This window comes from Nonomuraea sp. NPDC048826 (assembly GCF_043198225.1).
GTDB lineage: Bacteria > Actinomycetota > Actinomycetes > Streptosporangiales > Streptosporangiaceae > Nonomuraea.
Map to the genome: position 1 here is coordinate 90,456 of NZ_JBICUQ010000012.1, position 21,013 is coordinate 111,468.

Annotated in this window: 18 protein-coding genes; 4 read left to right on the top strand and 14 right to left on the bottom strand. The window is 74.1% G+C overall.

What is annotated here, in order from left to right; all coding sequences use genetic code 11:
- Window positions 1-38 precede the first annotated feature (38 nt).
- Window positions 39-698 (top strand): alpha/beta fold hydrolase, encoded by a 660-nt coding sequence (locus ACGFI7_RS36830; protein ID WP_393413019.1) that lies wholly within the window; start codon window positions 39-41, stop codon window positions 696-698.
- A gap of 69 nt (window positions 699-767) precedes the next feature.
- Here ACGFI7_RS36830 and ACGFI7_RS36835 read toward each other — a convergent pair whose 3' ends face one another.
- The 6 genes from ACGFI7_RS36835 to ACGFI7_RS36860 all read right to left on the bottom strand — a co-directional run bounded on the left by ACGFI7_RS36835 (window position 768) and on the right by ACGFI7_RS36860 (window position 4,796).
- Window positions 768-1,610, bottom strand: a complete 843-nt coding sequence (locus ACGFI7_RS36835) for an alpha/beta fold hydrolase (RefSeq protein ID WP_393413021.1) — start codon at window positions 1,608-1,610, stop codon at window positions 768-770.
- A 133-nt stretch (window positions 1,611-1,743) separates the two neighbouring features.
- Complete coding sequence (locus ACGFI7_RS36840; RefSeq protein WP_393413023.1) at window positions 1,744-2,487, bottom strand: hypothetical protein; 744 nt, start codon at window positions 2,485-2,487, stop codon at window positions 1,744-1,746.
- 59 nt (window positions 2,488-2,546) lie between these two features.
- Window positions 2,547-3,221 carry an SDR family NAD(P)-dependent oxidoreductase gene (locus ACGFI7_RS36845; RefSeq protein WP_393413025.1) on the bottom strand — a complete coding sequence of 225 codons (675 nt, stop codon included), beginning with the start codon at window positions 3,219-3,221 and terminating at the stop codon, window positions 2,547-2,549.
- A gap of 83 nt (window positions 3,222-3,304) precedes the next feature.
- Window positions 3,305-3,757: an iron chaperone gene (locus ACGFI7_RS36850; protein ID WP_393413027.1), complete on the bottom strand. Its 453-nt coding sequence runs from the start codon at window positions 3,755-3,757 to the stop codon at window positions 3,305-3,307.
- 38 nt (window positions 3,758-3,795) lie between these two features.
- The gene (locus tag ACGFI7_RS36855; RefSeq protein WP_393413028.1) at window positions 3,796-4,404 is read right to left on the bottom strand and encodes a glyoxalase; all 609 of its coding nucleotides are present in this window, start codon (window positions 4,402-4,404) and stop codon (window positions 3,796-3,798) included.
- Between the two features lie 35 nt (window positions 4,405-4,439).
- Window positions 4,440-4,796 carry a VOC family protein gene (locus tag ACGFI7_RS36860; protein ID WP_393413030.1) on the bottom strand — a complete coding sequence of 119 codons (357 nt, stop codon included), beginning with the start codon at window positions 4,794-4,796 and terminating at the stop codon, window positions 4,440-4,442.
- Window positions 4,797-4,947: 151 nt separating this feature from the next.
- On the opposite strand from ACGFI7_RS36860, the gene ACGFI7_RS36865 reads away from it, so the two are divergent.
- Entirely contained in the window at window positions 4,948-7,755 is a 2,808-nt protein-coding gene (locus ACGFI7_RS36865; RefSeq protein ID WP_393413032.1) for an ATP-binding protein, read from the top strand.
- 33 nt (window positions 7,756-7,788) lie between these two features.
- Here ACGFI7_RS36865 and ACGFI7_RS36870 read toward each other — a convergent pair whose 3' ends face one another.
- Both ACGFI7_RS36870 and ACGFI7_RS36875 read right to left on the bottom strand, forming a co-directional pair.
- Complete coding sequence (locus ACGFI7_RS36870) at window positions 7,789-8,160, bottom strand: MerR family transcriptional regulator (RefSeq protein ID WP_393413034.1); 372 nt, start codon at window positions 8,158-8,160, stop codon at window positions 7,789-7,791.
- 415 nt (window positions 8,161-8,575) lie between these two features.
- Complete coding sequence (locus ACGFI7_RS36875) at window positions 8,576-8,974, bottom strand: ATP-binding protein (RefSeq protein ID WP_393413036.1); 399 nt, start codon at window positions 8,972-8,974, stop codon at window positions 8,576-8,578.
- A gap of 175 nt (window positions 8,975-9,149) precedes the next feature.
- Between ACGFI7_RS36875 and ACGFI7_RS36880 the strand changes: the two genes are divergently transcribed.
- Window positions 9,150-9,842 (top strand): CBS domain-containing protein, encoded by a 693-nt coding sequence (locus tag ACGFI7_RS36880; RefSeq protein WP_393413038.1) that lies wholly within the window; start codon window positions 9,150-9,152, stop codon window positions 9,840-9,842.
- 106 nt (window positions 9,843-9,948) lie between these two features.
- On the opposite strand, the gene ACGFI7_RS36885 is transcribed toward ACGFI7_RS36880, so the two are convergent.
- From ACGFI7_RS36885 to ACGFI7_RS36895, 3 genes are read right to left on the bottom strand one after another with little or no spacing between them, the layout of a single operon-like run.
- Complete coding sequence (locus ACGFI7_RS36885) at window positions 9,949-12,423, bottom strand: NACHT domain-containing protein (protein ID WP_393413040.1); 2,475 nt, start codon at window positions 12,421-12,423, stop codon at window positions 9,949-9,951.
- Window positions 12,420-13,067, bottom strand: coding sequence for a hypothetical protein (locus ACGFI7_RS36890; RefSeq protein WP_393413042.1), 648 nt, complete (start codon window positions 13,065-13,067; stop codon window positions 12,420-12,422). Before ACGFI7_RS36890 ends, ACGFI7_RS36885 begins: the two co-directional genes overlap by 4 nt.
- Before the next feature lie 26 nt (window positions 13,068-13,093).
- Entirely contained in the window at window positions 13,094-16,651 is a 3,558-nt protein-coding gene (locus tag ACGFI7_RS36895; protein WP_393413044.1) for an NACHT and WD repeat domain-containing protein, read from the bottom strand.
- Window positions 16,652-16,827: 176 nt separating this feature from the next.
- Here ACGFI7_RS36895 and ACGFI7_RS36900 point away from each other — a divergent pair, with 176 nt between their 5' ends.
- Window positions 16,828-18,102 carry an ATP-binding protein gene (locus ACGFI7_RS36900; RefSeq protein ID WP_393413046.1) on the top strand — a complete coding sequence of 425 codons (1,275 nt, stop codon included), beginning with the start codon at window positions 16,828-16,830 and terminating at the stop codon, window positions 18,100-18,102.
- Between the two features lie 11 nt (window positions 18,103-18,113).
- Here the strand turns inward: ACGFI7_RS36900 and ACGFI7_RS36905 are convergent, their stop codons facing one another.
- The 3 genes from ACGFI7_RS36905 to ACGFI7_RS36915 all read right to left on the bottom strand — a co-directional run bounded on the left by ACGFI7_RS36905 (window position 18,114) and on the right by ACGFI7_RS36915 (window position 20,995).
- Window positions 18,114-19,259 (bottom strand): ArgE/DapE family deacylase, encoded by a 1,146-nt coding sequence (locus ACGFI7_RS36905; RefSeq protein WP_393413048.1) that lies wholly within the window; start codon window positions 19,257-19,259, stop codon window positions 18,114-18,116.
- A gap of 156 nt (window positions 19,260-19,415) precedes the next feature.
- A complete protein-coding gene (locus ACGFI7_RS36910) occupies window positions 19,416-20,303 on the bottom strand; it encodes a LysR family transcriptional regulator (RefSeq protein WP_393413050.1) in 888 nt (295 codons plus the stop codon).
- Entirely contained in the window at window positions 20,300-20,995 is a 696-nt protein-coding gene (locus ACGFI7_RS36915; protein WP_393413052.1) for a hypothetical protein, read from the bottom strand. The genes ACGFI7_RS36910 and ACGFI7_RS36915 overlap by 4 nt, the downstream gene beginning before the upstream one ends.
- Window positions 20,996-21,013 lie beyond the last annotated feature (18 nt).

The following is a 21,013-nucleotide window of genomic DNA, read 5'->3' on the forward strand; positions in this document are numbered from 1 at the left end:
GCCGATGAGTTTCCGCGCCGTCTGGAGTCCTCACTGTCATGACGACCTTCGCGTTCATCCACGGCGGCGGCGGAAGCTCGTTCGACTGGCACCTGGTGGCGGCCGAGCTCCGCGCTCGCGGACATGATCCGGTGACGGTGGACCTGCCGATGTCCGACCCGGAGGAAGGGCTCTGGGACTACGCGGACGCGGTGGTCCGGGCTGTCGGAGACCGGCGGGACCTGGTGGTGGTGGGGCATTCGTGGGGCGGCTTCGTGGCGCCGCTCGTCTGCGCGCGCGTCCGGGCCACCGCGCTCGTGCTGCTGACCGCCATGATCCCCAGCCCGGGTGAGGCGCCGGACGACTGGTGGGAGCGGAGCGGCCGTCCCTCGTCCGGCCTCGACGACGAGTTCGAGCTGTACTTCCACGACGTGCCGCGCGAGCTGGCCGAGCGGGTGCTGGCCCATGACAACGCGCTCGCCGCGAACGTGAGCATGGACCGGGCGGGCCGCGAGCCCTGGCCCCTGGACGCCTGGCCCGACGTCCGTACGAGATACCTGCTCTGCCGCGACGACCGGTTCCTCACCCCCGATTTCGTCCGCCGCCACGTCGGGGAGCGGCTCGGCATCGTCCCGGACGAGATACCCGGCGGCCACATGGCGATGCTGTCGCGCCCGGCCGAGCTGGCCGACTACCTGGTCCAGGTCGGGAAGGGCTGAGTCGCCTCCCGAAGATCTCGGCAACGGCCGGAGGCCGACGTGAATGGCATCCGGCTCAGAAACGTGTCGTCACCTGAAGAACTCGAGCAGGTCGTGGGCCGTCCTCGTCGGCTGGACCTCCGGGAAGAAGTGACCGCCGTCGACAGGGTGGCCGCGCACGTCGTCGGACCACTGGCGCCAGATGGCCAGGGGGCCGCCTTCGTCGGCATACCAGGTGGCCAGTCCGCCTTCGGCACTCCACAGCACCAGGGTCGGGCAGGTGATGCGCTGCCCGATGGCGCGGCTGGTGGCGTCGTGTTCACAGTCAAGCGTGGCGGCGGCGCGGTACTCCTCGCAGATCGCATGCGCGTGGCCGGGATCGCGGAACTGGGCGACGTACCGGTCCCGGACCTGTTCGGGAAAGGCGTCGGCGGGCGAGCCCCAGTGGGTGAACGCGTCGTCGACGATCGCCTCGGGACATGCCGTGAGAAGACGCTCGGGCAGCGGAGCCGGTTGGGCGAGCAGCGACCAGGGCCAGAACGACAGGGCGAGTTCGGCGTCGAAGCGTTCCCAGGCCGCCGCCGCGGGGATGATGTCGAGAACGGCGAGCTTCCGGACGCGGGCCGGATGATCCAGTGCCATCCGATAGGCGACCCGGCCGCCGCGGTCGTGTCCCGCCACAGCGAATTGTTCGTAACCCAGAGTCTCCATCGTCTGAATGACGTCCGCGGCCATGGCCCGCTTCGTATAGCGGGCATGGGTGTGGTCCGACGGCGGGCACGGGCTGTCCCCGTATCCGGTCAGATCCATGGTCACCACCGTGAACTCGGTCGCGAGCATCGGGACGACGTCACGCCACATCGTTCTGGTCTCGGGAAAACCGTGCAGCAGGACCAAAGGCGGCCCATCACCGCTCACATCGGTGGCAAGCATGAGATCACGCTTCCCCGGCTCCACGACCGTATGTCTCCGCTGAACCAGGAGCGCGGGAGCATCCGCCGTCTCGCCGTCCATCCGAGCGGGCCCTCAGGAGCACGGCGACCGGCGTAGGCCGGGTGCGAGCGGGTCAGCCGTCCATGCCGGTGGTCACCTGGTCGGAGGGCGGCGCCTTGATGGACACCTTGGCGCCCCACCCGGTGAAGCGGCTGTCGATCGTGATCGTCTTGCCTTCGTGCTGGTCGGTGGCCAGCACCCCGGTGGCCGCGTACGACGACCGCACCCGGTTGACCAGCCCGGCGGAGTTCAGGGTGAGCGTGTAGGACACCTTGGTGCCGTTGTTCATGCGCAGCGGGATCGACGCGTCGAACCAGCGTGACACCTTCCCCAGTTCCTTGAAGGTGATCGTCCCGGTGAGCTTGCCGCCGCGCAGCTTGCCCTTCTTGACCAGGGCCGCCAGGGTCTTCGGCTCGGCGGGGTTGATGACCTGGCCGTAGAAGCCGCTGCCGCCGCCGAGCAGGGCGTTGCTCTTGACCCAGGAGCCCTCCGGGAGGCGGGCGGCCCACATGCCGCCGGAGGTGTAGCTGACCTTGCCGATGCTGATCGTGCGCTCGCGGGGCCGGTGCCTGGCGGTGGCGGTGATGTCGGAGGCCGCCACGCCCTTGGCGTCGAACCGGAACGTGCCCTTGCGGCTCTGGATCTTCGTCTTCCCGCCGCCCACCAGCACGGTCGTCTCGGTGAACCGTACGCCGTGCCCGGTCTTGAGCTTGCTCTTGAGCGCGCGTACGGGGTCCTTCGGAGCGGCCTGGGCGGGCGCGGTTCCCACCAGCAGGCAGCCGCAGGCCACCAGTGCCGTGATCATGATCTTCCTCATGTACGGAGAGCCTGCAGCATGATGATCACGATCGGGGCACGGCCGGGGATCGGGTGGGGTCAGTAGGTGGCGCGGCCGCCGCTGATGTCGTAGACGGCGCCGGTGGAGAAGCTGACCTTGTCGGAGGCCAGCCAGGCGATCAGCTCGGCCACCTCCTCGGGCCGGCCCAGGCGGCGCATCGGGATGAGGCCGGTGATGTGCGCCAGCGCCTCGGGGCCGGTGTCGGCGTTCATCGGGGTCTCGATCACCGCGGGGGCGATGGCGTTGACCAGCACGCCGCTGGTGGCCAGCTCCTTGCCGAGCGACTTGGTCAGCCCGATGACGGCGGCCTTCGTGGCCGAGTAGGGCGACATGTTCGGGTTGCCGTCCTTGCCGGCCATGCTGGCGATGTTGACGACGCGTCCCCAGCCGCGCTCGCGCATGCCGGGGACGAACGCGCGGCAGGTGTGGAAGACGCCGTCGACGTTCACCGCGAAGGTGCGCCGCCAGCCGTCGAGCGGAACCTCCCACAGCGGGACGTTGGGGCCCACGACGCCCGCGGAGTTGACCAGGATGTCGACCGGTCCGGCCTCGGCGGCGGCCGCCTGGACGGCGGCGGCGTCCGTGACGTCCACGACGAGGTCGGCCTCGCCGGCGAGGTCGAGGGTGATGACCCGGACGCCGTCGGCCTCCAGGCGGACGGCCGCGGCCTTGCCCAGGCCGCTCGCTCCGCCGGTGACGAGAGCGGTACGCATGAGGTTCCCTTCCCTGGCCCCGCGCCGTCGAGTATCGGGGGCTCGCACCATGATCGCACCGATACCCGTCCGGGCGCTCCCCGTCAGTTCGCCGCCTGCTTCACCAGCGCGCCGATCCGGGCCTCCACCTCGGGTGTCACCTCGGTCAGCGCGTAGGCGACCGGCCACATGACACCGTCGTCGAGGTTCGCCGGGTCGCTGAACCCGAGGGTCGCGTAGCGCGTCTTGAACTTCTCCGCGGGCTGGAAGTGACAGACGATCTTCCCGTTGAGCGTGTAGGCGGGCATCCCGTACCAGAGCCTCGGCGCCAGCTCCGGCCCGGCGGCCAGGACGACGGCGTGCACCCGCTCGGCCATGACCCGGTCCGGGTCGGACATCTCGGCGATCTTGGCGAGCACGTCCCGCGCCGCCTCCGCCGCCTTGTCCGCGCGCGAGGTGCGCCGGGCCGCCTTCTTGCGCTCCTGGGCGTGCTCCTTCATCGCGGCCCGCTCCTCGGCGGTGAATCCCTCGTACGTGCTGTTCCCGGTGGTGCTCATGGCGGATCTTCCTTGTTCTCGTCGGTGCTGGAGGGGGTTCAGGCGGACGCGGTTTCCCAGACGAACCCGTCCGGGTCGGTGAACGGGCCCGTCTCGCCGGCGATCACGAGCCGGTGGGAGCCGGTGCCGTCCTGGGGGACCCCGGCGTCCTTGGCGAGGGCGCGGCGCGGATAGAGGGCCAGCGTGACGGCCGAGGCCGGGGTGTCGAACTCGACGTACTTGCCGCCGTAGCTCTTGGCCACGGTCAGGCCGCGCTCGGCGTAGAACCGCTTGCTCGCCTTGACGTCCGCCACCCCGAGCAGGAGGGCGACCTGGTCGATGTGCCGGGTGACGGGGCCGGAGTCCTTCTTCTTCGAGCTCGCGATCTTGCAGATGGTCCCGTCGGGGGCGCGGACGACGCCGCCGTAGCCCCAGAAGCTCTTCGTGGCCGGCTTCAGTGACGTTGCGCCGGCGTCGAGCGCGGCGGCCATGAAGGCGTCGACGTCGCCCGGCTGGGACACCACGAGCGACAGCGTGAAGCCGCGGAAGCCGGTCGACGGCGTGTCCGAGGAGCGCACGTTCACGTACGGCTCCAGGCCGAAGGCCCGGTAGAAGGCGCCGGCGGCGGGGTCGGCGACTTCCAGGGTGACGGATGCGAAGGCGGTCATGTCAGTTCCTTTCCGAGAAGGGGAGGGCGCGGAGCTCATCGGTCCTGGATCAGCCCGAGGACGTTGCCGTCGGTGTCGGTGACGGTGGCCACCAGGCGGCCGCCGCCGACCTCGTGCGCGGCCTCGCGCACGGTGGCTCCCGCGGCGGTCAGCGCGGCGAGCTTCGCCTCGATGTCGGACACGTGCCAGTAGGCCACCGGCGAGGTCATGTTCTGCGGTCCGCCGTCCGGCACCAGCCCGATGTGCTGGCCCTCGACGTCGAAGCCCACGTAGTAGGGCGAGTCGGCCTGCGGCTCGATGCCGAGCAGCGCGGTGTAGACGGCCTTCGCCTTGCCCAGGTCGGACACGGGGTGCAGCACGGTCTTGACGCCCTGGGTGGTGGAGCCGGTCATGTTCTCTCCTTGCGGTTCGGCGTGTTCGTCGAAGTACGCACAGCTTGTCGCGCGGCCCGGCCCGGCCACATCCGTGGTGACCACGGAACCTGACCACGGAGTCCGGGCACGTACCGTCCACCGTGGCCACTGCGGATGCCCAGGACGGGAAATGCGGCAGACTTGGACGGTGGTGACAGAAGTGGAGATCTCACCTCGGGAAGCCGAGGTACTCGAACTGGTCGGGGCCCATCTCAGCAACGCCGAGATCGCGGCCCGGCTGTGCATCTCGGTGCGTACGGTGGAGAGCCACGTGTCCTCACTGCTGCGCAAGCTGGAGCTGCCGGACCGGCGGGCACTGGCCAGGCGTTCGCCCCGGCCGGCCGTGCCGGACGCGCCGCCCCCGGTGCTGCCCGCCCCGCTGACCTCGTTCGTCGGCCGGACGGGCGAGCGGACGGAGCTGGCCCGGCTGGTCGCCGCGCACCGCCAGGTGACCGCGGTCGGTCCCGGCGGGGTGGGCAAGACCAGGCTGGCGCTGGCGGTGGCCGCCGAGGCGGCCGGCGCGTACGCCGACGGCGTGTGGTTCGTCGACCTGGTGCCGGTCACCGACCCGGACCTGATCGCCACCGCGGTCGCCGTCGCGGTCGGCCTCGGCGAGCAGCCCGGCCACGACCTGACCGATTCGGTGCTCGCCGCGCTGGCCGACCGGCACGCCCTGCTGGTGCTGGACAACTGCGAGCACCTGGTGGACGGGGTGGCGCTCTTCCTCGAACGGCTGCTGGGAGCCTGCCCGCGGGTGACGGTGCTGGCGACCAGCCGGGCCCGGCTGATGGTGCCGTTCGAGCGGGTGTACCCGGTTCCGCCGCTGTCGCTCGACGGCGAGTCGGACGCGGTCGCGCTGTTCACGGAGCGGGCCGCGGCGGTGGGCGGGCCGCTCGATCCCGCGCTGCGCGACCAGGTCGCCGCGGTCTGCTCGCGGCTGGACGGGATGGCGCTGGCGATCGAGCTGGCCGCCGCCCGGTGTTCCACGCTCGGGCTGGACGGCATCACCGCCGCCCTGTCCCACCCGCTGCGGATGCTGACGGGCGGCTCCCGCGCCGACGAGCGGCACCGTTCGGTCCGGGGCGCGCTCGACTGGAGCCACGCCCTGCTGGAACCGGCCGACCGGACGCTGTTGCGGCGGGTGTCGGTGTTCGTCGCGCCGTTCAGCGTCGCCGCGGCGGCGCGGGTGGCCGGGGACGACGAGGGCATCGTCGCGGAGGGCCTGGCCCGGCTCGCCGAGCAGAGCCTGCTGGTGGTGACGGCGTCTCCGCACGGCACGGAGTACCGTGCGCTGGAGACCATCCGCCAGTACGGGCTGGAACGGCTGACGGAGACCGGCGAGCTGGCCGGCACGCGGTCCCGCCACGTCCGCTGGTGCCTGGACCGGGCCGCCGGCCTGGCGGTGGCGCGGGAGGGCTGGCGGGCCGGGTTCGACGCGGTGGCGGACGATCTGCGCGCGGCCCTGGCCTGGGCCGCCGACCGGCCGGAGCAGCGTACGGACGCGCACCTGCTCGCCCGGTCGCTCGCCGGGCTGACCTTCACCCGCAACCTGATCGGCGAGTCCCAAGGACGCTACGAGCAGGCCGCGGCGCTCGCCGACGACGCCGCCGCCGGCGCGGCGATGCTCCGGCAGGCCGCCGCGGTGGCGGGCTGCCGGATGCTCGGCGACGACATGTACCGCCTGCAGGTCGCGGCCGCGGACGCCGCGCTCCGGTCCGGCGACGCCGCCGGCGCCGCCTGCGACCTGGCGACGGCCGCGTCCAACGCCTACCGGTTCTCCGGCAAGTTCGTACGGGACCTGCCACGCGACGAGGTGGGCGCGCTCATCACCCGGGCGCGGGAGCTGGCCGGTGACGACCCGGCGGCCCTGGCGGCGGTGGCGGTGGCCGAGGCCGGCCGGGCGCTCACGGAGATCGGGGCCGGGGACGGCCTGGACGACGCGGTCCCGGTGACGATCACGCGCGCCGAACGGGCGGTCGAGCTCGCCCGCCGCGCGGGTGACCCGGTCATCGAGTCCGCCGCCCTCGACACGCTCACGTGCGCCCAGAGCTGGGCCGGTGACGCGTTCACCGCCGCCGGCACGGCCCGCCGCCGGATCACGCTGCTCTCGTCCGCGCCCGGCACCCCGGCCGGTACGCACGAGCTGGTCGAGGCGCTGGGCGAGGTCACCGAGGCCGCCATCGGCACCGGCGACCTGCCGGGCGCCCGCCGGTGGGCGCGGCGGCTCGCGGACCATCCCCTGCTGGCGGAGGTCGGGCACCGCGCCACCGGCTGGCTCCTGGTGGCCGGCGCGCTGGCGGGCGACGTCGAGGAGATCCTCACCGGCAGCGTCCGGTTCCTCGACGCGTGGCAGCGTTCCGGCCGTCCCGCCAGGTCCGTGCTCGGCCCGCCGGCGGCCGCCGTGGCGGCGGTCCACGGGCTGCGCGGCGACGAGGCTGCCCGGCGTGAGTGGTGCGAGGTGCTGGCCCGGCTCGACGACACGCCGGGGAACGCCCGCGGCTATGGGGCGATCTTCGACGCGATGCCGCTGCTCCACCAGGGGCGGGCGGCCGAGGCGCTGGAGCGGCTGGCGCCCGAGCCCGGCGAGGTGTGGCAGTGGGTCACCTGGATCTGGCTGCACTGGTACGTGGCGCTGCGCGCCGAGGCGGCCGTGCTGGCCGGGAGCCCCGGCGCCCGCGACCGGCTGGCGCGGGCCCGGACCGTCGTGGCGGGCAACCCGGTCGCCGGGGCCGTCGTGGCGCGGGCGGAGGCCCTGCTCGACGGTGACCGGGAGTCGCTGCTGGCCACGGCGGACGCGTTCGACGCCGCAGGTTGCCGCTATCAGTCGGCGCGGACCCTGGTGCTGGCCGGCGGGGAGGAGGCCCGGCGCGGCGCGGCGGCACTCGACGACCTCGGCCTCGCCCCGATGGCGGACGCTTCCCCGATCTCGCCGCGGTAGCCGCCGGGCGGACGCCCCGGCGGCGTGGCCCGGTCAGTTTCCGGCGGCGCGCTCGCGTTCGTACGCGGCGTTGATGCGCAGCGCCTCGGCGAGCTGGTCTTCCAAGATGATGATCCGGCAGGCGGCTTCCACGGGAGTGCCCTGGTCGACGAGCTCTCTGGCGCGGGCCGCGAGGCGGAGCTGGTAGCGGGAGTAGCGTCGGTGGCCGCCGCTGGAGCGCTTCGGCTCGATCAGTTTGGCGGCGCCCAGGGCCCGCAGGAACGTGGGGGTGACGCCGAGCAGCTCGGCGGCGGCGCCCATGCTGTAGGCGGGGTAGTCCTCATCGTCGAACCGGTCGCCCGATGGAGGCGCGGGCGGCGTCTGCTTCCCGCCGGGGCGGGGGTGAGGTGGGTGAGTTCGATCCATAGATGCCTTTCATCACGCGAACAGGGGCCCCGGCGCCTGAAGCGCCGGGGCCCGAAGAGGTTCAACACCATCTACCGGCCAGGAGGCCGGTCCACTGTATTCCGCTACCGCCCTGACTTGCGGCGGTGATGCGGGGATCGCGAATGTGTGACCGAGAACCACCTTCCAATCCTGTGGAACTGCGGCACCCGTGCGGCGAGACTCAGCCGGCGACGGGCGATCCTCCGATGGCGTTCAACACTCCTTTCACTTCACTACCGACTTCATCCTCGTACCGGGCAGTGCGTCGTGGTGCGGTCCTGCTTCTGCTGCCCGGTGGATTCGTACCTTGGCTATGCGAGAAAAATTAGCACCCGTGGCCGCGAATGTCTACTGCGGCGAGTATAGATTTTCTGTGGCCGCGCCAGTGGGACGGTCAGGCCGCGCAAGGGTCGGCGGTGCGCATGCGCAGGCGCAGCCGGGCGCCCTCGGGCGCGCGCTCCACGCTGACCTCGTCACACAGACTGCGGACCAGCAACAGCCCGGCGCCGCCGCCGTGGACGAGGTCGGGCTCGGTGCGCAGATGGGCCTCGGTCAGGGTGCCGGCCGTGTCGACGACCTCCAGGCTCACCCCGGACGCGTCCCTGCAGGCGATGAGCGTGCCCCGGCCGCCGCCGTGGCGCAGCACGTTGGTGGCGGCCTCATGGGCGACGATCGCCAGGTCCTGCAACCGCTGCCCGCTCAGACCGGCTCCGGCGCCGAAGGCGTGGACCCGCGCGCGCAGCGCGGTGAGTTCATGGGTGATCGGCCACTGCGACCGGCTGCCGGGGGTCATGGGATCACCACTGCCTTCCACCGAGGAGCAAACGGGTACCCCGCCTCTGCCCCGGGAGCCCGGCCGTATGCCTTCCGCGGGGCGCTGACCAACGGCCGCCGCGCGGAGGACTTCCGGCCCTGCCCCGCGCCCGCCCCGCGAGGTCCGATAGAGGTGACCGAAAGGAGATCCTCCGATGCGGATGACCGTCGCGGACGTGATGACGACCGAGGTCGTCGCCGTCACCGCCCCCACCCCGTTCAAGGACATCGCCGAAGCGCTCATCACCGGCGGCATCAGCGCCGTCCCGGTCGTGGACGAGGACCGGCACGTGCTCGGCATGGTGTCCGAGGCCGACCTCCTGCGCAAGGAGGAGTTCCGTGAGCAGTTCTACCGCGAGGGCTACCGGCCGCCGCTGCGCGCCCGGCTGCGCCACCCCAAGGGCAGGCAGAAGGCCGAGGGCGACACCGCCGCCGAGCTCATGACCAGCCCCGCCGTCACCGTGTCCCCTCAGGCGTCCGCGGTCGCGGCCGCCCGCCTGATGGACGCCCACGACGTCAAGCGGCTGGCCGTCGTCGACCCCGACGACCGGCTGCTCGGCATCGTCAGCCGCCGCGACCTGGTCAAGCTGTTCCTGCGCGGCGACGGGGAGATCGCCGCCGAGGTCCGCGACGACATCCTCGACCGCGCCCTGTGGGTGGAGACCTCGGGCGTCCAGGTCGAGGTGGAGCACGGCGTCGTGACGCTGTCCGGCTGGATGGAGCGCCGCTCCGAGACCGCCATCGCCGTCCGCATGACCCGCCGGGTCAACGGCGTGGTCGACGTGGTGGACAAGCTCACCTGGAAGCACGACGACGTCGTCGACATGACCGTCTGGGGCGGCGCGTGACACCAGGGTGCGACGCCGCCCCGGCCGGGGCGGCGGCGGCCGGCCTGGTGCTGTGCGCGGGCCGGGGCTGGAACCCGTACGGGGGAGCGACGGCGCGCTGAAGGGCTCACCTGTCGCCGGGTGGAGTCAGGAAGTCCTGGAGCTCGCGGTGGCGGAACTGGTACGTGGCGCCGCTGACGCGCAGCAGCCGTGCCTCGCAGGCCCAGTCGAGGAAGGCCCACAACCGCAGCGGCAGCAGCCCGCGCGCCGCCGCGGCGCCCAGGCCGATCATGGCCCGGGCCCAGGCGATGGCGCCGAAGGCCAGGCCGAACGCCACACCGCCGACGAGCGCGCACAGCAGCGACCGGGCGACGTCGTGGCTCATGACGAACACCAGGAAGGCGGCGACCGCGCCGATGAGGCCGAAGGCCAGCCCGATGACCGCGTCGCGGTGCAGGGCCTCCCTCGGGTGGGCCAGCTCCGCGTCCCTGCTCCAGCCCCCGCTCGCGATCTTGAAGGCGACGCCCAGCGCGAACGCGAGGCCGAAGGCGGCGGCGAGTCCCACGGTCAGCGGCACCGGGCCGGCGTCGGCCATCAGCAGCGGCGGCAGCCCGGTGAGTGCGCCGCACAGGCCGAACCCGAGCAGGGTGAGCGGCTCGGCGCGGATCGCCTCGGGCACCGTCATGCGCTCGGCCCCGCGCCGGCCGGCCGCCGTCAGCCCGATGACCACGCCCAGCACCAGCCCTCCGATGCCGCCGGCGGCGACCGCGAAGCCCGGGCCGAAGACCCTGCCTCCGGTCAGCGCGAGCCCGGCCAGGCCGCCCAGCACGCCGACCGGCACCCCCGCCAGCGCCCCCAGCAGGCCGCCTGTCACCCGGCGCCGGCGCGGCGCCTCGGCCCGCCCACCGGCGGCGGCCGGCCAGGGCGCCAGCGACAGGCCGACGGCGATGGCGACCCAGGCCGCCATGAGCCCCGAGGTGAGCGCCGGGTCGCCCAGCTCGCCCGCCGCCGAGCCCGTCCAGAACGCCAGCATCGCGACCACCGCGAAGATCGCGCAGCCGAGGCTGTGCAGCACCCGGACCCGTCGCCGGCCGCCGATCGGCCACAGCAGGTGAGGGACGAGGTCGATCGCCGTCAGCCCCGGCGGCCGGCCCTTCCCGGCCTCGCGGCCGGCCTGCCACGCGAGGTGGGCGGCCAGGTTCACCAGCCACACCCGTACCTGGTCGGGCTGGTAGGGGGTGCCGTGCGCGCGCGGGGCGAGCGCCGTCGCGGCGGGCACGTACGCCTCCAGCAATCTCCCGGCGATCCGCGCCGCGCCCTCCCGAGGATCCGCACCGCCACCCGGGCCGGTTCCCGGACCGGCTTCCGGGGCCGCTCGGAGCAGGGTGGCGGGGTCGGCGCCGGATTCCACGGCGGTGACGGTGAGCAGCAGTCGCCAGGGGGTGCCGAGGGCGGCGTGCACGGCCTCGCCCTCCGGCCCGGTCAGCGCCGCTCGTACGGCGTCGCGGTGCGCGGCGCGGGGGTGGCCGTCGGGCCAGCGGGCGCGCAGGTAGGTGCCGATCTGTTCGGTGTTCAGGTGGTGCAGCCTGATCAGGATGGCGTCGTCCAGCCCGGCGCCGGCCGCGCGCAGCTCGGCGTGGCGATCGGCGCGGCAGGTCACGACGACCGCGCCCGGCCGCCGCCCGGAGAAGTCGCTGTAGCGGTTGAGCTCGGCCAGCAGTCCGATCGCCCGCCGTGGCGGCCCCGGCGACGGCTCGGGGTCCAGCTCGTCCAGCCCGTCCACCACGGGCAGCACCCGGCGGTCGCGCACCAGCCGCTGCGCGTCCCTGGCCGCGAGCCCGAACTCCTGGGCGAGCTGCTCGGCCAGCCAGGCGTCGAACGGCCTGCCCAGGGTCCAGCGGGCCGCGTTCAGGCGCACCGGCACCTGCCGGTCCCGGCCGGGCCGTCCGGCGGCCAGCACGGGCTCCAGCAGCTGCAGCACCAGCTCGATGGCGAGCACGGTCTTGCCCGCCCCCGACTCCCCCACGACCAGCAGGCGCTGCGGGCGCAGGCCGCCGAAGAACCGGCCGATCGCGTGCAGGTCGTGCTCCTCCGCCTGGTCGGACGGGCCGAAGCGCAGCGGCGCGAGGTTGTAGCCGCCGAGCAGCCCCTTGCGGGCCCGGTCCTCCTCCCTGAGCACACGCCGGGCCAGCAGCTCGGCGGCCGGATCCGGCGGCAGGGTCACGGCGGTCTCCGCCGGGGGCTCCGGCGGGTCCGGGGCCGCGGGCTCCACGAGGGCCGTCCTGGCGGCCCGCCAGCGTTCGAGCTCGTACGGGACCAGCTCGGGCGGATAGTCGCAATAGTGGAGGCAGGCGGTGACGAAGGCCCGGACGAAGTCCCACCGGGGCAGCCGGTCGACCTGGCGCAGGACGTGCGAGGTCGTGCTCCTCGGCAGCGCGTCGACCTTGGTGCCGTCGGCGGTCGCCGTCTGGCCGCCGAGGGTGCGCAGCCTGCTCAGGGACGGCTCGCCCGCCCACTGCCTGAGCGTGGCCAGCGACCGCACGAAGTCGGCCGTGTCGGCGGCCTCGGGCGGGCCGGGCGGACGGGGACGCTCCGTGGTCATCCGTTCCCCACCGTCGACCAGGTGAAGCTCGCGCCGCCGCGCCGCGGCCACCGGCCGGGCACGTGCCGGCCTTCCACGGTCTGCACGTGCCGCGACTCCATCAGGAAGTCGCGCGCCTCGTCGGCCTCCACCAGCTCGCGGCCGACCGCGATCGGCACGAACCCGTGCCGGGGGATGTAGACCCATCGGCCGCGGTCCCAGTCGTAGGGGTCGAACCAGCGGTGGCGCACCGTGCCGGACATCCGCACCTCCGCCCCGTCCCTGGTCAGGACGAACGATCCCTGCGAGCGCAGCAGGCTCATCCTGCTGACGTAGAACAGCTCCGTGCCGATGAACGCGTTGATCCGCGCGTCCCAGTAGTCGTGCAGCCAGCTCGATCTGCCGTCGCGCAACCGCGTCGCCTCCCGGATGAGCTGCCGTTCGAACCGGCGCTGGTTCTTGCGCTCGGCCTTTTTGATCACTTTGAACGAGCGGAGCCAGCGTAGTGACATCTTCCTGGACGCGCCCGCGCCGTCCATGAAGTGCTCCAGGAAGTCGGACGCGATCGGGTGGACGTCACGGCCGCCCTCGATGATCGACCGGAACAGCGCGACCAGGTCGGGAACGGGCCTGCCGGTCCGCCGCCGCAAGCCTCGCAGGAACATGCGCGCTCTCTCCTTGACGCCCGGGGTCATGGGCAGGTCCGCCGGTACTCTTCCTCCCGTACGAGGTTCTCCCATTCCTCCCGGGTGAGACCGCGGCCCGCGTTGGCGCACGCCGCGGCCACCAGGTCGGCCGGGGTGCGGACGTCCCAGAGCCGCGCGGTCCCGTCGCCGCCCACGGTCGCCAGGGACGCACCGTCCGAGGTGAAGGCCAGGTGGGCCACACCGTCCGTGTGGCCGGTCATCGGCGGCCCGAGCTCCCGATGCACGCGCAGGTCCCACAGCCGCACGCCGCCGCCCATGGACCCGGTGGCGAGGACGCCGCCGTCGGGGCTGAACGCGAGCGTGGCGGGCGGGCCGTCCTCGCTGATCAGGGCGACGCCGACCGGCCGGCGGCGTCCGACGTCCCACAGCCGGACGGCGTCGTCGGCGGCGGTGTAGGCCAGCGTCGCGCCGTCGGGGCTGAAGGCCAGGTCGTTGACGAACCCGCCGGCGGCCGAGGGCGGCGAGCCCGGGATCTCCCGGCGGGTGGCCACGTCGAAGAGCCGTACCCGGTTGTCGAAGCCCGCGCTGGCCAGCGTCGTGCCGTCGGGGCTGATCGCCAGCCCGGTGATGACGTCGGTGTGGCCGGGGACGCGGATGCGCGGCCCGGTCTCCGCGCGGCGGGCGACGTCCCAGATGGCGATCGCCTCGTCCACCCCGACGGCCACGAACCTGCCGTCGGCGCTGAGCTCGGCCACGCCGTCGAGGCTTTCGTCGTGGGCGACCTCGCGGCGGCTCGCGACGTCCCACAGCCGCAGGCCGTCCGGCCCTGAGGTGAGGAGCGTCCGCCCGTCGGGGGTGAAGTCGATCGTGGAGACGAGGCCGCGGACGCCCCGGGGTCTCAGCGGCGGGCCGTCGGGGCGCTGGGTGGCGGCGTCCCACAGCTGGATCGCGGGATCCTTCCGTCCGGACGCCCCGGTGGCCAGCGTCCGCCCGTCGGGGCTCGGCGCGACGGCCGACCGCGCGGGCATGTGGGTGCCGATCTGCAGGCGCATGTGCGGGTCAGCCAGGCGCACCACGCCGTCGTGACCCGCCGCGGCGAGCAGCTTGCCGTCCGGGCTGAAGGCCACGCAGTCGACGAGGCCCGTGCTGCCGGAGAGCGCGAGGATCGGCCGGCGGCTGACCGCGTCCCACAGGACGGTGCGGCCGGTGTCTCCCGCGGTGGCGAGCCGGGTGCCGTCCGGGTTGAAGGCGATCGCGCGGAAACCGGCGCCGCGGTCGTCGAGCGCGCCCTTCCGCTCGCCCGTGGCCGCGTCCCACAGCCGCGCGGTCCTGTCGACCCCGACGGTCGCCAGGGTGGTGGCGTCCGGGCTGAGCGCGACGTCGAGGAGGGCGCTGCCATGGTCGACCAGCGGGGCGCCACGGGGGCGGGCGGCAGCGGGGTCCCAGAGCCGTACGCTCCCTCCTCTGGCGACCGCCATGATCGTGCCGTCCCGGTTGAACGTCACCTTGCGGACGATCTCGGCCCGCTCGACCCCGTGGTCGGGGCGGCCCATGGCGGGGCCGTGCGGCCGGTGGGTGGCCGCGTCCCACTGCCGGACGACGCCCTTGAAGTCGCCGGTCACGAGCGTCCGCCCGTTGGGGTGGTAGACGAGGGCCGACACGATCTCCTGGTGCTCCAGCGGGGGTCCGGCTTCGCGGCGGGTGGCCACGTCGTAGAACCGGACGACCCCCATGCAGGCGGTGGCCAGCGTCCTGCCGTCGGGACTGAAGGCCACCTTGACCTCCGAGCAGTCGTACTTCGGCCGGGTGATCGGCGGGCCGAGCTGCCGCCGCGTCGCCGTGTCCCACAGCCGGGCGGTGCCGTCGTCGCTGCCCGTCGCGATCACCGAGCCGTCCGGGCTGAACACGAGCGACCTGATGCCGCGGGTGTGCCCGGTGAGGGTTCCCCTGCTGGTGCGGGTCGCCGCGTACAGGACCCGGTTGCGGGCCTCGCCGGTCTCGGCGATCTTCCAGGCGGCCACGGCCAGCATGGACGACAGGGCGGAGTCGCCGGTGACCTCGCTCTGGGCGGCGAGCTGGCGTGACACCGCCACCGCGCGCTGCCGTACGGCCTCGTCCGCGGCGGTGACGGCGGCCCCGGCCGCGCAGACGGCGAGCACCGACAGCGCCGAGAGGCCCGCCATGACGAGCCGGCGGCGGCGGGTCGCGCGCCGCGACTCCCGCTCGGAGGCCGTGACGAAGCGCTCCGCCGTCGGCCCCGGCGGGGGGAAGCTGCCGGGGTCGCGGTCCCATCGGGGCCTGCTGTCCTGAACGGCCAGCAGGCGGGCGCCCCGGTAGAGGAAGGCGGGATCGCGGTGGTTGGCGGCCCACTGTTCGGCGGCGTCCAGGAGCCGGTCGTACACGGCCTGGGCGGCGAGGTCGGGGTCCAGCCACCGCCGCAGAGCGGGCCAGGCCGTCAGGAGGGCGTCGTGGGCGATCTCGACGGCGTCCTCGTGCAGGGTGATCAGCCGGCGGTCGGCGAACGCGGACAACAGCGCCGCGCTCCGCTCCCGCCCCTCCCCCTGAGGGAGGGTGGCGTACGGCGACGCGGCGGCGTGCAGTTCGGGGAGGGTGGCTCCGCGGCGGGCGAGGCCGCCACCCGGGGTGATCACCGTCATCCGCCGGAACATCCGGAGCGCGGCCTTGCGGTCGTCCGGGGGCAGTTCGGCGAGCGCCTCGTCGGCGGTGCGGCGTACGGAGTCGCGGACCCGGCCGGACTCCTCGTAGCCCCGGATGGTGAGGGTGCCGCCCTCGCGCCTCTCCCAGGTGTTGCGCAGGGCCTGCGAGAGCAGGGGCAGGGCCGCGGCCCCGTAGCGGTCGGCGGGCGCCGGTCCGGCGCGCAGCTCGTCCAGGATGATCTCCACCAGGCCGGGTTCGAGCTTCAGCCCGGCCGCGGCGGCGGGCCCGGTGATGGCCAGCCGGAGGTCCGGCTCGGTCATCGGCTCGACGATGACCTGGCCGTCCTGGATGGCCTCGGCGAAGTGCGGATAGGCGGCGCAGCGGTCCCAGTGGTCCGCGCGCACCCCGATGATCACGGCGGCGGCCGCGGGGCCGACGGTCAGGGCGTGCAGGGCGCGGACGTACCCCCCGCGCTCGCGCTCGTCGCCCACCAGGGTGAAGAGCTCCTCGAACTGGTCGACCACCAGGACGAGCCGGCCGTGGGGCGGGAGGACCGCCAGCGGGTCGTCCCGTAACGTCCTGTCGATCTTCTCGACGTCCCCGCCGAACGCCCGGGCCCAGGCCTCGGCGAGGGCCCGGAACGGCCGCGCGGTCGGGGTGACGAGCAGGCGCGGCCAGCCCTGGGCCCCGGCCAGCGGCGGCGTCCCGTCCGCGAGCGCCGGCATCAGCCCCGCCCGCAGCAGCGACGACTTGCCCACTCCGGAGGCGCCCGAGACGAGCAGGATCGACCCCTGCTCCGTCAGCCGCCTGGCCAGGCGGTCCAGGAGGTTACGGGTCGCCCGGGTGCGCCCGAAGAACAGCTCCGCCTTGCCGCTCTCGAACGGCACGAGCCCTTGATAGGGGCACACCTCGTGGAGATGACCGTTCTCCTCCCGTTCGCCCATGACGCTCATTCTGACGAAGGGTCACCGATCCCCTCAATCGAGAAAGGCGGCAGGCCGGTCCGTCCGATTCTGTCCGATGTCGTCCCACCCATGGCCTGAACAGCGTGGACGCGGCTTCGATGGTCACGTCCGTCCGTACCGACAGGACGGCGCGATCGAACGGGGGTGTCGGGACCGTGGGGGATCCCTGTGCCGGGCCGTCCTTGGGGACGCTGCTGCGGAGGTGGCGGCTGAGGGCGCTGCTGACCCAGGAGCGGCTCGCCGAACGGGCCGGTCTCAATGTGAGAACGGTGCGCCGCATGGAGGGCGACCGGCTTTCCCGGCCTCGCGCCGCGTCCATCCTGCTGCTGGCGGACGCGCTGGGGCTGGACGGCGCGGAGCGGGCGACGCTGAACGCCGCCGTCCACGGCCCGGCGGCGCCCGCCGGGACACCGGTGGCCGTGCCCCGGCAGTTGCCCGCCGACGTGGTCGCGCTGGTCGGGCGGGATCGGGAGCTGGCGGTCATGACGGATCGCCTCGGCGGCGCGGCCGTGCCGGTGGTCTGCGTCGACGGCATGGCGGGGATCGGCAAGACGGCGCTGGCCGTGCACGCCGCCCATCGGCTGGCGCCGCTGTTCCCTGACGGCCAGCTCTTCGTGGACCTGCACGGGCACGCGCGGGGGACGGCGCCGGTCGGGCCGGGCCCGGTCCTGGCCCGCGTGCTGCGCGCGCTCGGCGTCCCGGGGGAGCACATCCCGTGGCATCACGACGACCGCGCCGCGCTCTACCGCAGCGTGCTGGCCGGGCGCCGGTTCCTGATCGTGCTGGACGACGCCGCCGACGAGCACCAGATCCAGCCGCTGCTGCCCGCCGCGCCCGGCTGCCGGGTGATCGTCACCAGCCGTCGCCGGCTGACCTGCCACGGCGATGCCCGCGGCCTGACACTCGGGGTCCTGCCGCTCGCGGACGCGATCGACCTGTTCGTCCGGGTGGCCGGGCGGGGCGCGGACGCCCCCGTGAGCGTCCTGGCCGACGTGGTGCGGCGCTGCGGGCTGCTCCCCCTCGCCGTCCGGATCGCCGCCGCCCGGCTCCGGACGCGCCCGGCCTGGGAGGTGCGGCATCTGCTCGACCGGCTGGCGCGGGGGCGGCTGGCCGAGCTGACCGACGGACGGTACGGGGTCGCCGACGCCCTGGACCGGTCGTACGAGCGGCTGCCCGACGAGCAGCGGCGGGCGTACCGGCTGCTGGGCTCAGGCGGCGGCGCGGTCACGTCGGCCGACTTCGGCGTCGGCGCGGCCGCCGCGGTGCTGGGCATGCCCGCACCGCAGGCGGCCCGGCTGCTGGACGAGCTGACGGACGTCCACCTGCTGCAGGAGACCGGGCCGGGACGGTACCGGATGCACGACCTGGTGCGCGAGCACGCGGCGGCCATGTGGCCGGCGGCCGGGATCCTGCGCGTCGTCCCCCACTGAGTCCCGCCGAGTCAGGAGCAGAACTCCGTGACGGTGGCGGCGAGCACGGCGGTGAGGCGGTCCAGCGAGGCCAGGTCCACGCACTCGGAGGCCGCGTGGGCGCCCTCACCGTCGACGCCGAACAGCAGGCTGGGGATGCCCGCGCGGTCCAGCAGGGCCGCGTCCGTCCAGAAGGGCTCGCCGCGCACCACCGGCGGATGCCCGAGCACCGCCTCGGCGTGCCGGGTCAGCGTACGGACGATCTCCCCTTCCGGGTCGGCCTGGAACGGGTCGCGGTGCAGGCCGGGCACCAGGCGGTAACGGAAGCCGGGCACCGTGGCGGCGAGGCGGCCGAGCACGGCGGTCAGCTCGGCCTCGACCGTGGCGGCGTCCTCCCCCGGGACCGTGCGGCGCTCCAGCGTGACGCGGCAGCGCGCCGGGTAGGTGGAGGCCTCCTGGCCGCCGTGGATCACGGAGGCGTGCACCGTGCCGGTGCCGAGAAGGGGGTGGGCCGGGCCCCGGGCCAGGCTCGCCCCCAGTTCCTCCAGCGCGACCAGGAAGTGTCCCGCCTTGGCGATGGCGTCGACGCCCAGGTCGGGCCGCGAACCGTGAGCCGCGCGGCCCTCGATCTCCACGTCGAACCAGGCGAAGCCCTTGTGCGCGAGGGTGACTTCGAGATGGGACGGTTCGGTGACGACGGCCGCGTCGGCGGTGTACGACTCCAGCACCTCCTCGGTGCCGGAGCTGCCGTGCTCCTCGTCGGCGACGCAGGCGAGGATCACGTCGCCGCGCGGCCGCCCGCCTGAGGTGGCCCTGACGGCCGCCACCATCATGGCCGCCAGCCCGCTCTTCATGTCGAAGGCGCCCCGGCCGTACATCTTGCCGTCGCGGACGCACGGCTCCAGCGGGTCGCCCTCGTAGCCGGTCAGGCCCACCGTGTCGAGGTGGCCGTTGAGCATGAGGGACCGGCCGCCGCCGGTGCCGCGGGCGACCGCGACGACCGAGGGCCGGCCGCCGCGCTTGTCCAGGAGGCGCACCTCGAAGCCGCGGGCGGCCAGCCATGCGGCACAGAAGCCGGCGACGGCGGACTCACCGGCGCCGCCGGCCACGAGGTCGGGGTTGACGGAGTCGATGGCGATCAGCCGGGCCAGCAGGTCGGCGGGAGTCTCGGTAACCATGAGGACATTCCACCGGCACCGGAGCTCACTCCGGAAGGCCGCGACTCTCCGACCGGGTCAAGGTGGTGCTGCGCGCCGTCGAGGAAGCGGCCCGTTCCCCGTCGCCTTCCTCATGCCTCCAGGTTGCTCGCGTGAGCACGCAAAGTGACGAACGTGTTACCCGGAGGCGGGGAAGGGGGTCAGGGCCACGGCCAGGTCGGCGAAGGCGGCGGCCGCGGGGAGCGGGTCGGCGGGCAGGGCCAGGAGGACGGTGCGCCCGGCGGCCGGGTCCAGCGGGACCACGTGCACGCCCTCCCGGTGGCCGGGCAGGGACAGCTCGGGGATGATGCTCACGCCCAGCCCCTCGGCGACCATGGCGAGGATGCTGGTGACGTCGCGTACCCGGTAGTGGCACTTCAGGCCGACCCCCGCCGCGCCCGCGAGCGCGGTGATCAGCGGCTCGCAGCCGCCGGTGGACATGATGAACGGATGCCGGGCCAGCTCGGCCACCCGCACCCCGGGACGCGTGCCCAGCTCGTGTCCGGCGGGCAGGACGGCCAGCATGCGGTCCTCGGCCAGCGGCCGCGTCACCGGCCCGGCGGGCAGCGCCGCCCCGGGGCCGGCGGAGACGGTCACGATGTCGGCCGCCCCCGTTTCGAGCCACTCCAGCACCTCGTCGTCCGAGCCCTCCATCACGGTGAGCCGCACCCGCGGATGCGCGTCACCGAACCGTCGCAGGACCGGCGGCAGCAGCCGGACGTTCGCGCTGGGGATGGCGCCGACGCGCAGGCTGCCGCGCTCCTGCTCCCGGGCCGCGGCCGCCTCCCGTTCCAGCGCCTCCACCTGGGCGAGGATGAGGGTGGCGCGGCGGCACACGGCCCGCCCCGCCGCGGTCAGGCTCACCCCGTGGTTGCCCCGTACCAGCAGTGGGACCCCGAGCTCGCTCTCCAGTGCGCGCAGCGCGTGGCTCACCGCCGACTGGGTGGTGCCGAGCTCCTCGGCGGCCCTGGTCATGCTGCCGATCCGCGCCACCGCCCGCAGGATGCGGAGCTGGGCGAGCGTCACAGCGCGGCCCGCAGCAGGCCGGCGACCAGCGGGTGCGGGGCCTCTGGACGGGAGCGGGCCTGCGGCACGTAGAGGGTGGCCACGTAGTACGGGTGATCGGGGATCTCCAGCACCCGGGGCTCGCCGTCGTCGTCCACGCCGGTGACCGCGAAGCCGCCTTCGTGCAGGGCCGCCCGCCGGTCGGGGGCGATGCCGAAGTTGCAGTAGTACTCCTCCTCCGCCTCGGTCCGCCCGTACAGCGCCGCCACCCGGGAGCCGGCGACCAGCTTGACGGGCATGGTCTTGCCCGCGAGCGAGCAGGTCAGGGCCGACACGAACAGGGTGGAGGCGTACGGGTCGTACTCGGCGTGCTGGGCGTCCTCGACGCCCAGCACGTGCCGGGCGTACTCGATGACCATGTGCTGGCAGCCGCCGCACGTCCCGAGCGTGGGCACGCCGTGCTCCCTGCCGTGCCGGAGCGCCGCGAGCGCGCCGCGCAGGCTGCGGTACGGGCTGCCCGGCGCGCACCACAGCACGTCGGCGGCCTCGACCTCGGTCAGGTCGGCGGCGAGCGGCTCGGTGGCCAGCCAGCGGACGTCCACCTCGACGCCGAGGTGCGCGGCGGTGTGCCGGAGCGCCTCGTCGGTGGCCTGGTGCGTGAGGGCCGCGGGGTCGTGGTCGCCGATGACCGCGACGCGTAGGGATCGCTTCATGAGCCCTCACTATGCTGC

Excerpts from the sequence above, each read along its gene's own strand:
- ACGFI7_RS36830 (WP_393413019.1), top strand. The coding sequence starts at position 39 with ATGACGACCTTCGCGTTCATCCACGGCGGCGGCGGAAGCTCGTTCGAC.
- ACGFI7_RS36835 (WP_393413021.1), bottom strand. The coding sequence starts at position 1,610 with ATGCTTGCCACCGATGTGAGCGGTGATGGGCCGCCTTTGGTCCTGCTG.
- ACGFI7_RS36840 (WP_393413023.1), bottom strand. The coding sequence starts at position 2,487 with ATGAGGAAGATCATGATCACGGCACTGGTGGCCTGCGGCTGCCTGCTG.
- ACGFI7_RS36845 (WP_393413025.1), bottom strand. The coding sequence starts at position 3,221 with ATGCGTACCGCTCTCGTCACCGGCGGAGCGAGCGGCCTGGGCAAGGCC.
- ACGFI7_RS36850 (WP_393413027.1), bottom strand. The coding sequence starts at position 3,757 with ATGAGCACCACCGGGAACAGCACGTACGAGGGATTCACCGCCGAGGAG.
- ACGFI7_RS36855 (WP_393413028.1), bottom strand. The coding sequence starts at position 4,404 with ATGACCGCCTTCGCATCCGTCACCCTGGAAGTCGCCGACCCCGCCGCC.
- ACGFI7_RS36860 (WP_393413030.1), bottom strand. The coding sequence starts at position 4,796 with ATGACCGGCTCCACCACCCAGGGCGTCAAGACCGTGCTGCACCCCGTG.
- ACGFI7_RS36865 (WP_393413032.1), top strand. The coding sequence starts at position 4,948 with ATGCGGCAGACTTGGACGGTGGTGACAGAAGTGGAGATCTCACCTCGG.
- ACGFI7_RS36870 (WP_393413034.1), bottom strand. The coding sequence starts at position 8,160 with ATGGATCGAACTCACCCACCTCACCCCCGCCCCGGCGGGAAGCAGACG.
- ACGFI7_RS36875 (WP_393413036.1), bottom strand. The coding sequence starts at position 8,974 with ATGACCCCCGGCAGCCGGTCGCAGTGGCCGATCACCCATGAACTCACC.
- ACGFI7_RS36880 (WP_393413038.1), top strand. The coding sequence starts at position 9,150 with ATGCGGATGACCGTCGCGGACGTGATGACGACCGAGGTCGTCGCCGTC.
- ACGFI7_RS36885 (WP_393413040.1), bottom strand. The coding sequence starts at position 12,423 with ATGACCACGGAGCGTCCCCGTCCGCCCGGCCCGCCCGAGGCCGCCGAC.
- ACGFI7_RS36890 (WP_393413042.1), bottom strand. The coding sequence starts at position 13,067 with ATGTTCCTGCGAGGCTTGCGGCGGCGGACCGGCAGGCCCGTTCCCGAC.
- ACGFI7_RS36895 (WP_393413044.1), bottom strand. The coding sequence starts at position 16,651 with ATGGGCGAACGGGAGGAGAACGGTCATCTCCACGAGGTGTGCCCCTAT.
- ACGFI7_RS36905 (WP_393413048.1), bottom strand. The coding sequence starts at position 19,259 with ATGGTTACCGAGACTCCCGCCGACCTGCTGGCCCGGCTGATCGCCATC.
- ACGFI7_RS36915 (WP_393413052.1), bottom strand. The coding sequence starts at position 20,995 with ATGAAGCGATCCCTACGCGTCGCGGTCATCGGCGACCACGACCCCGCG.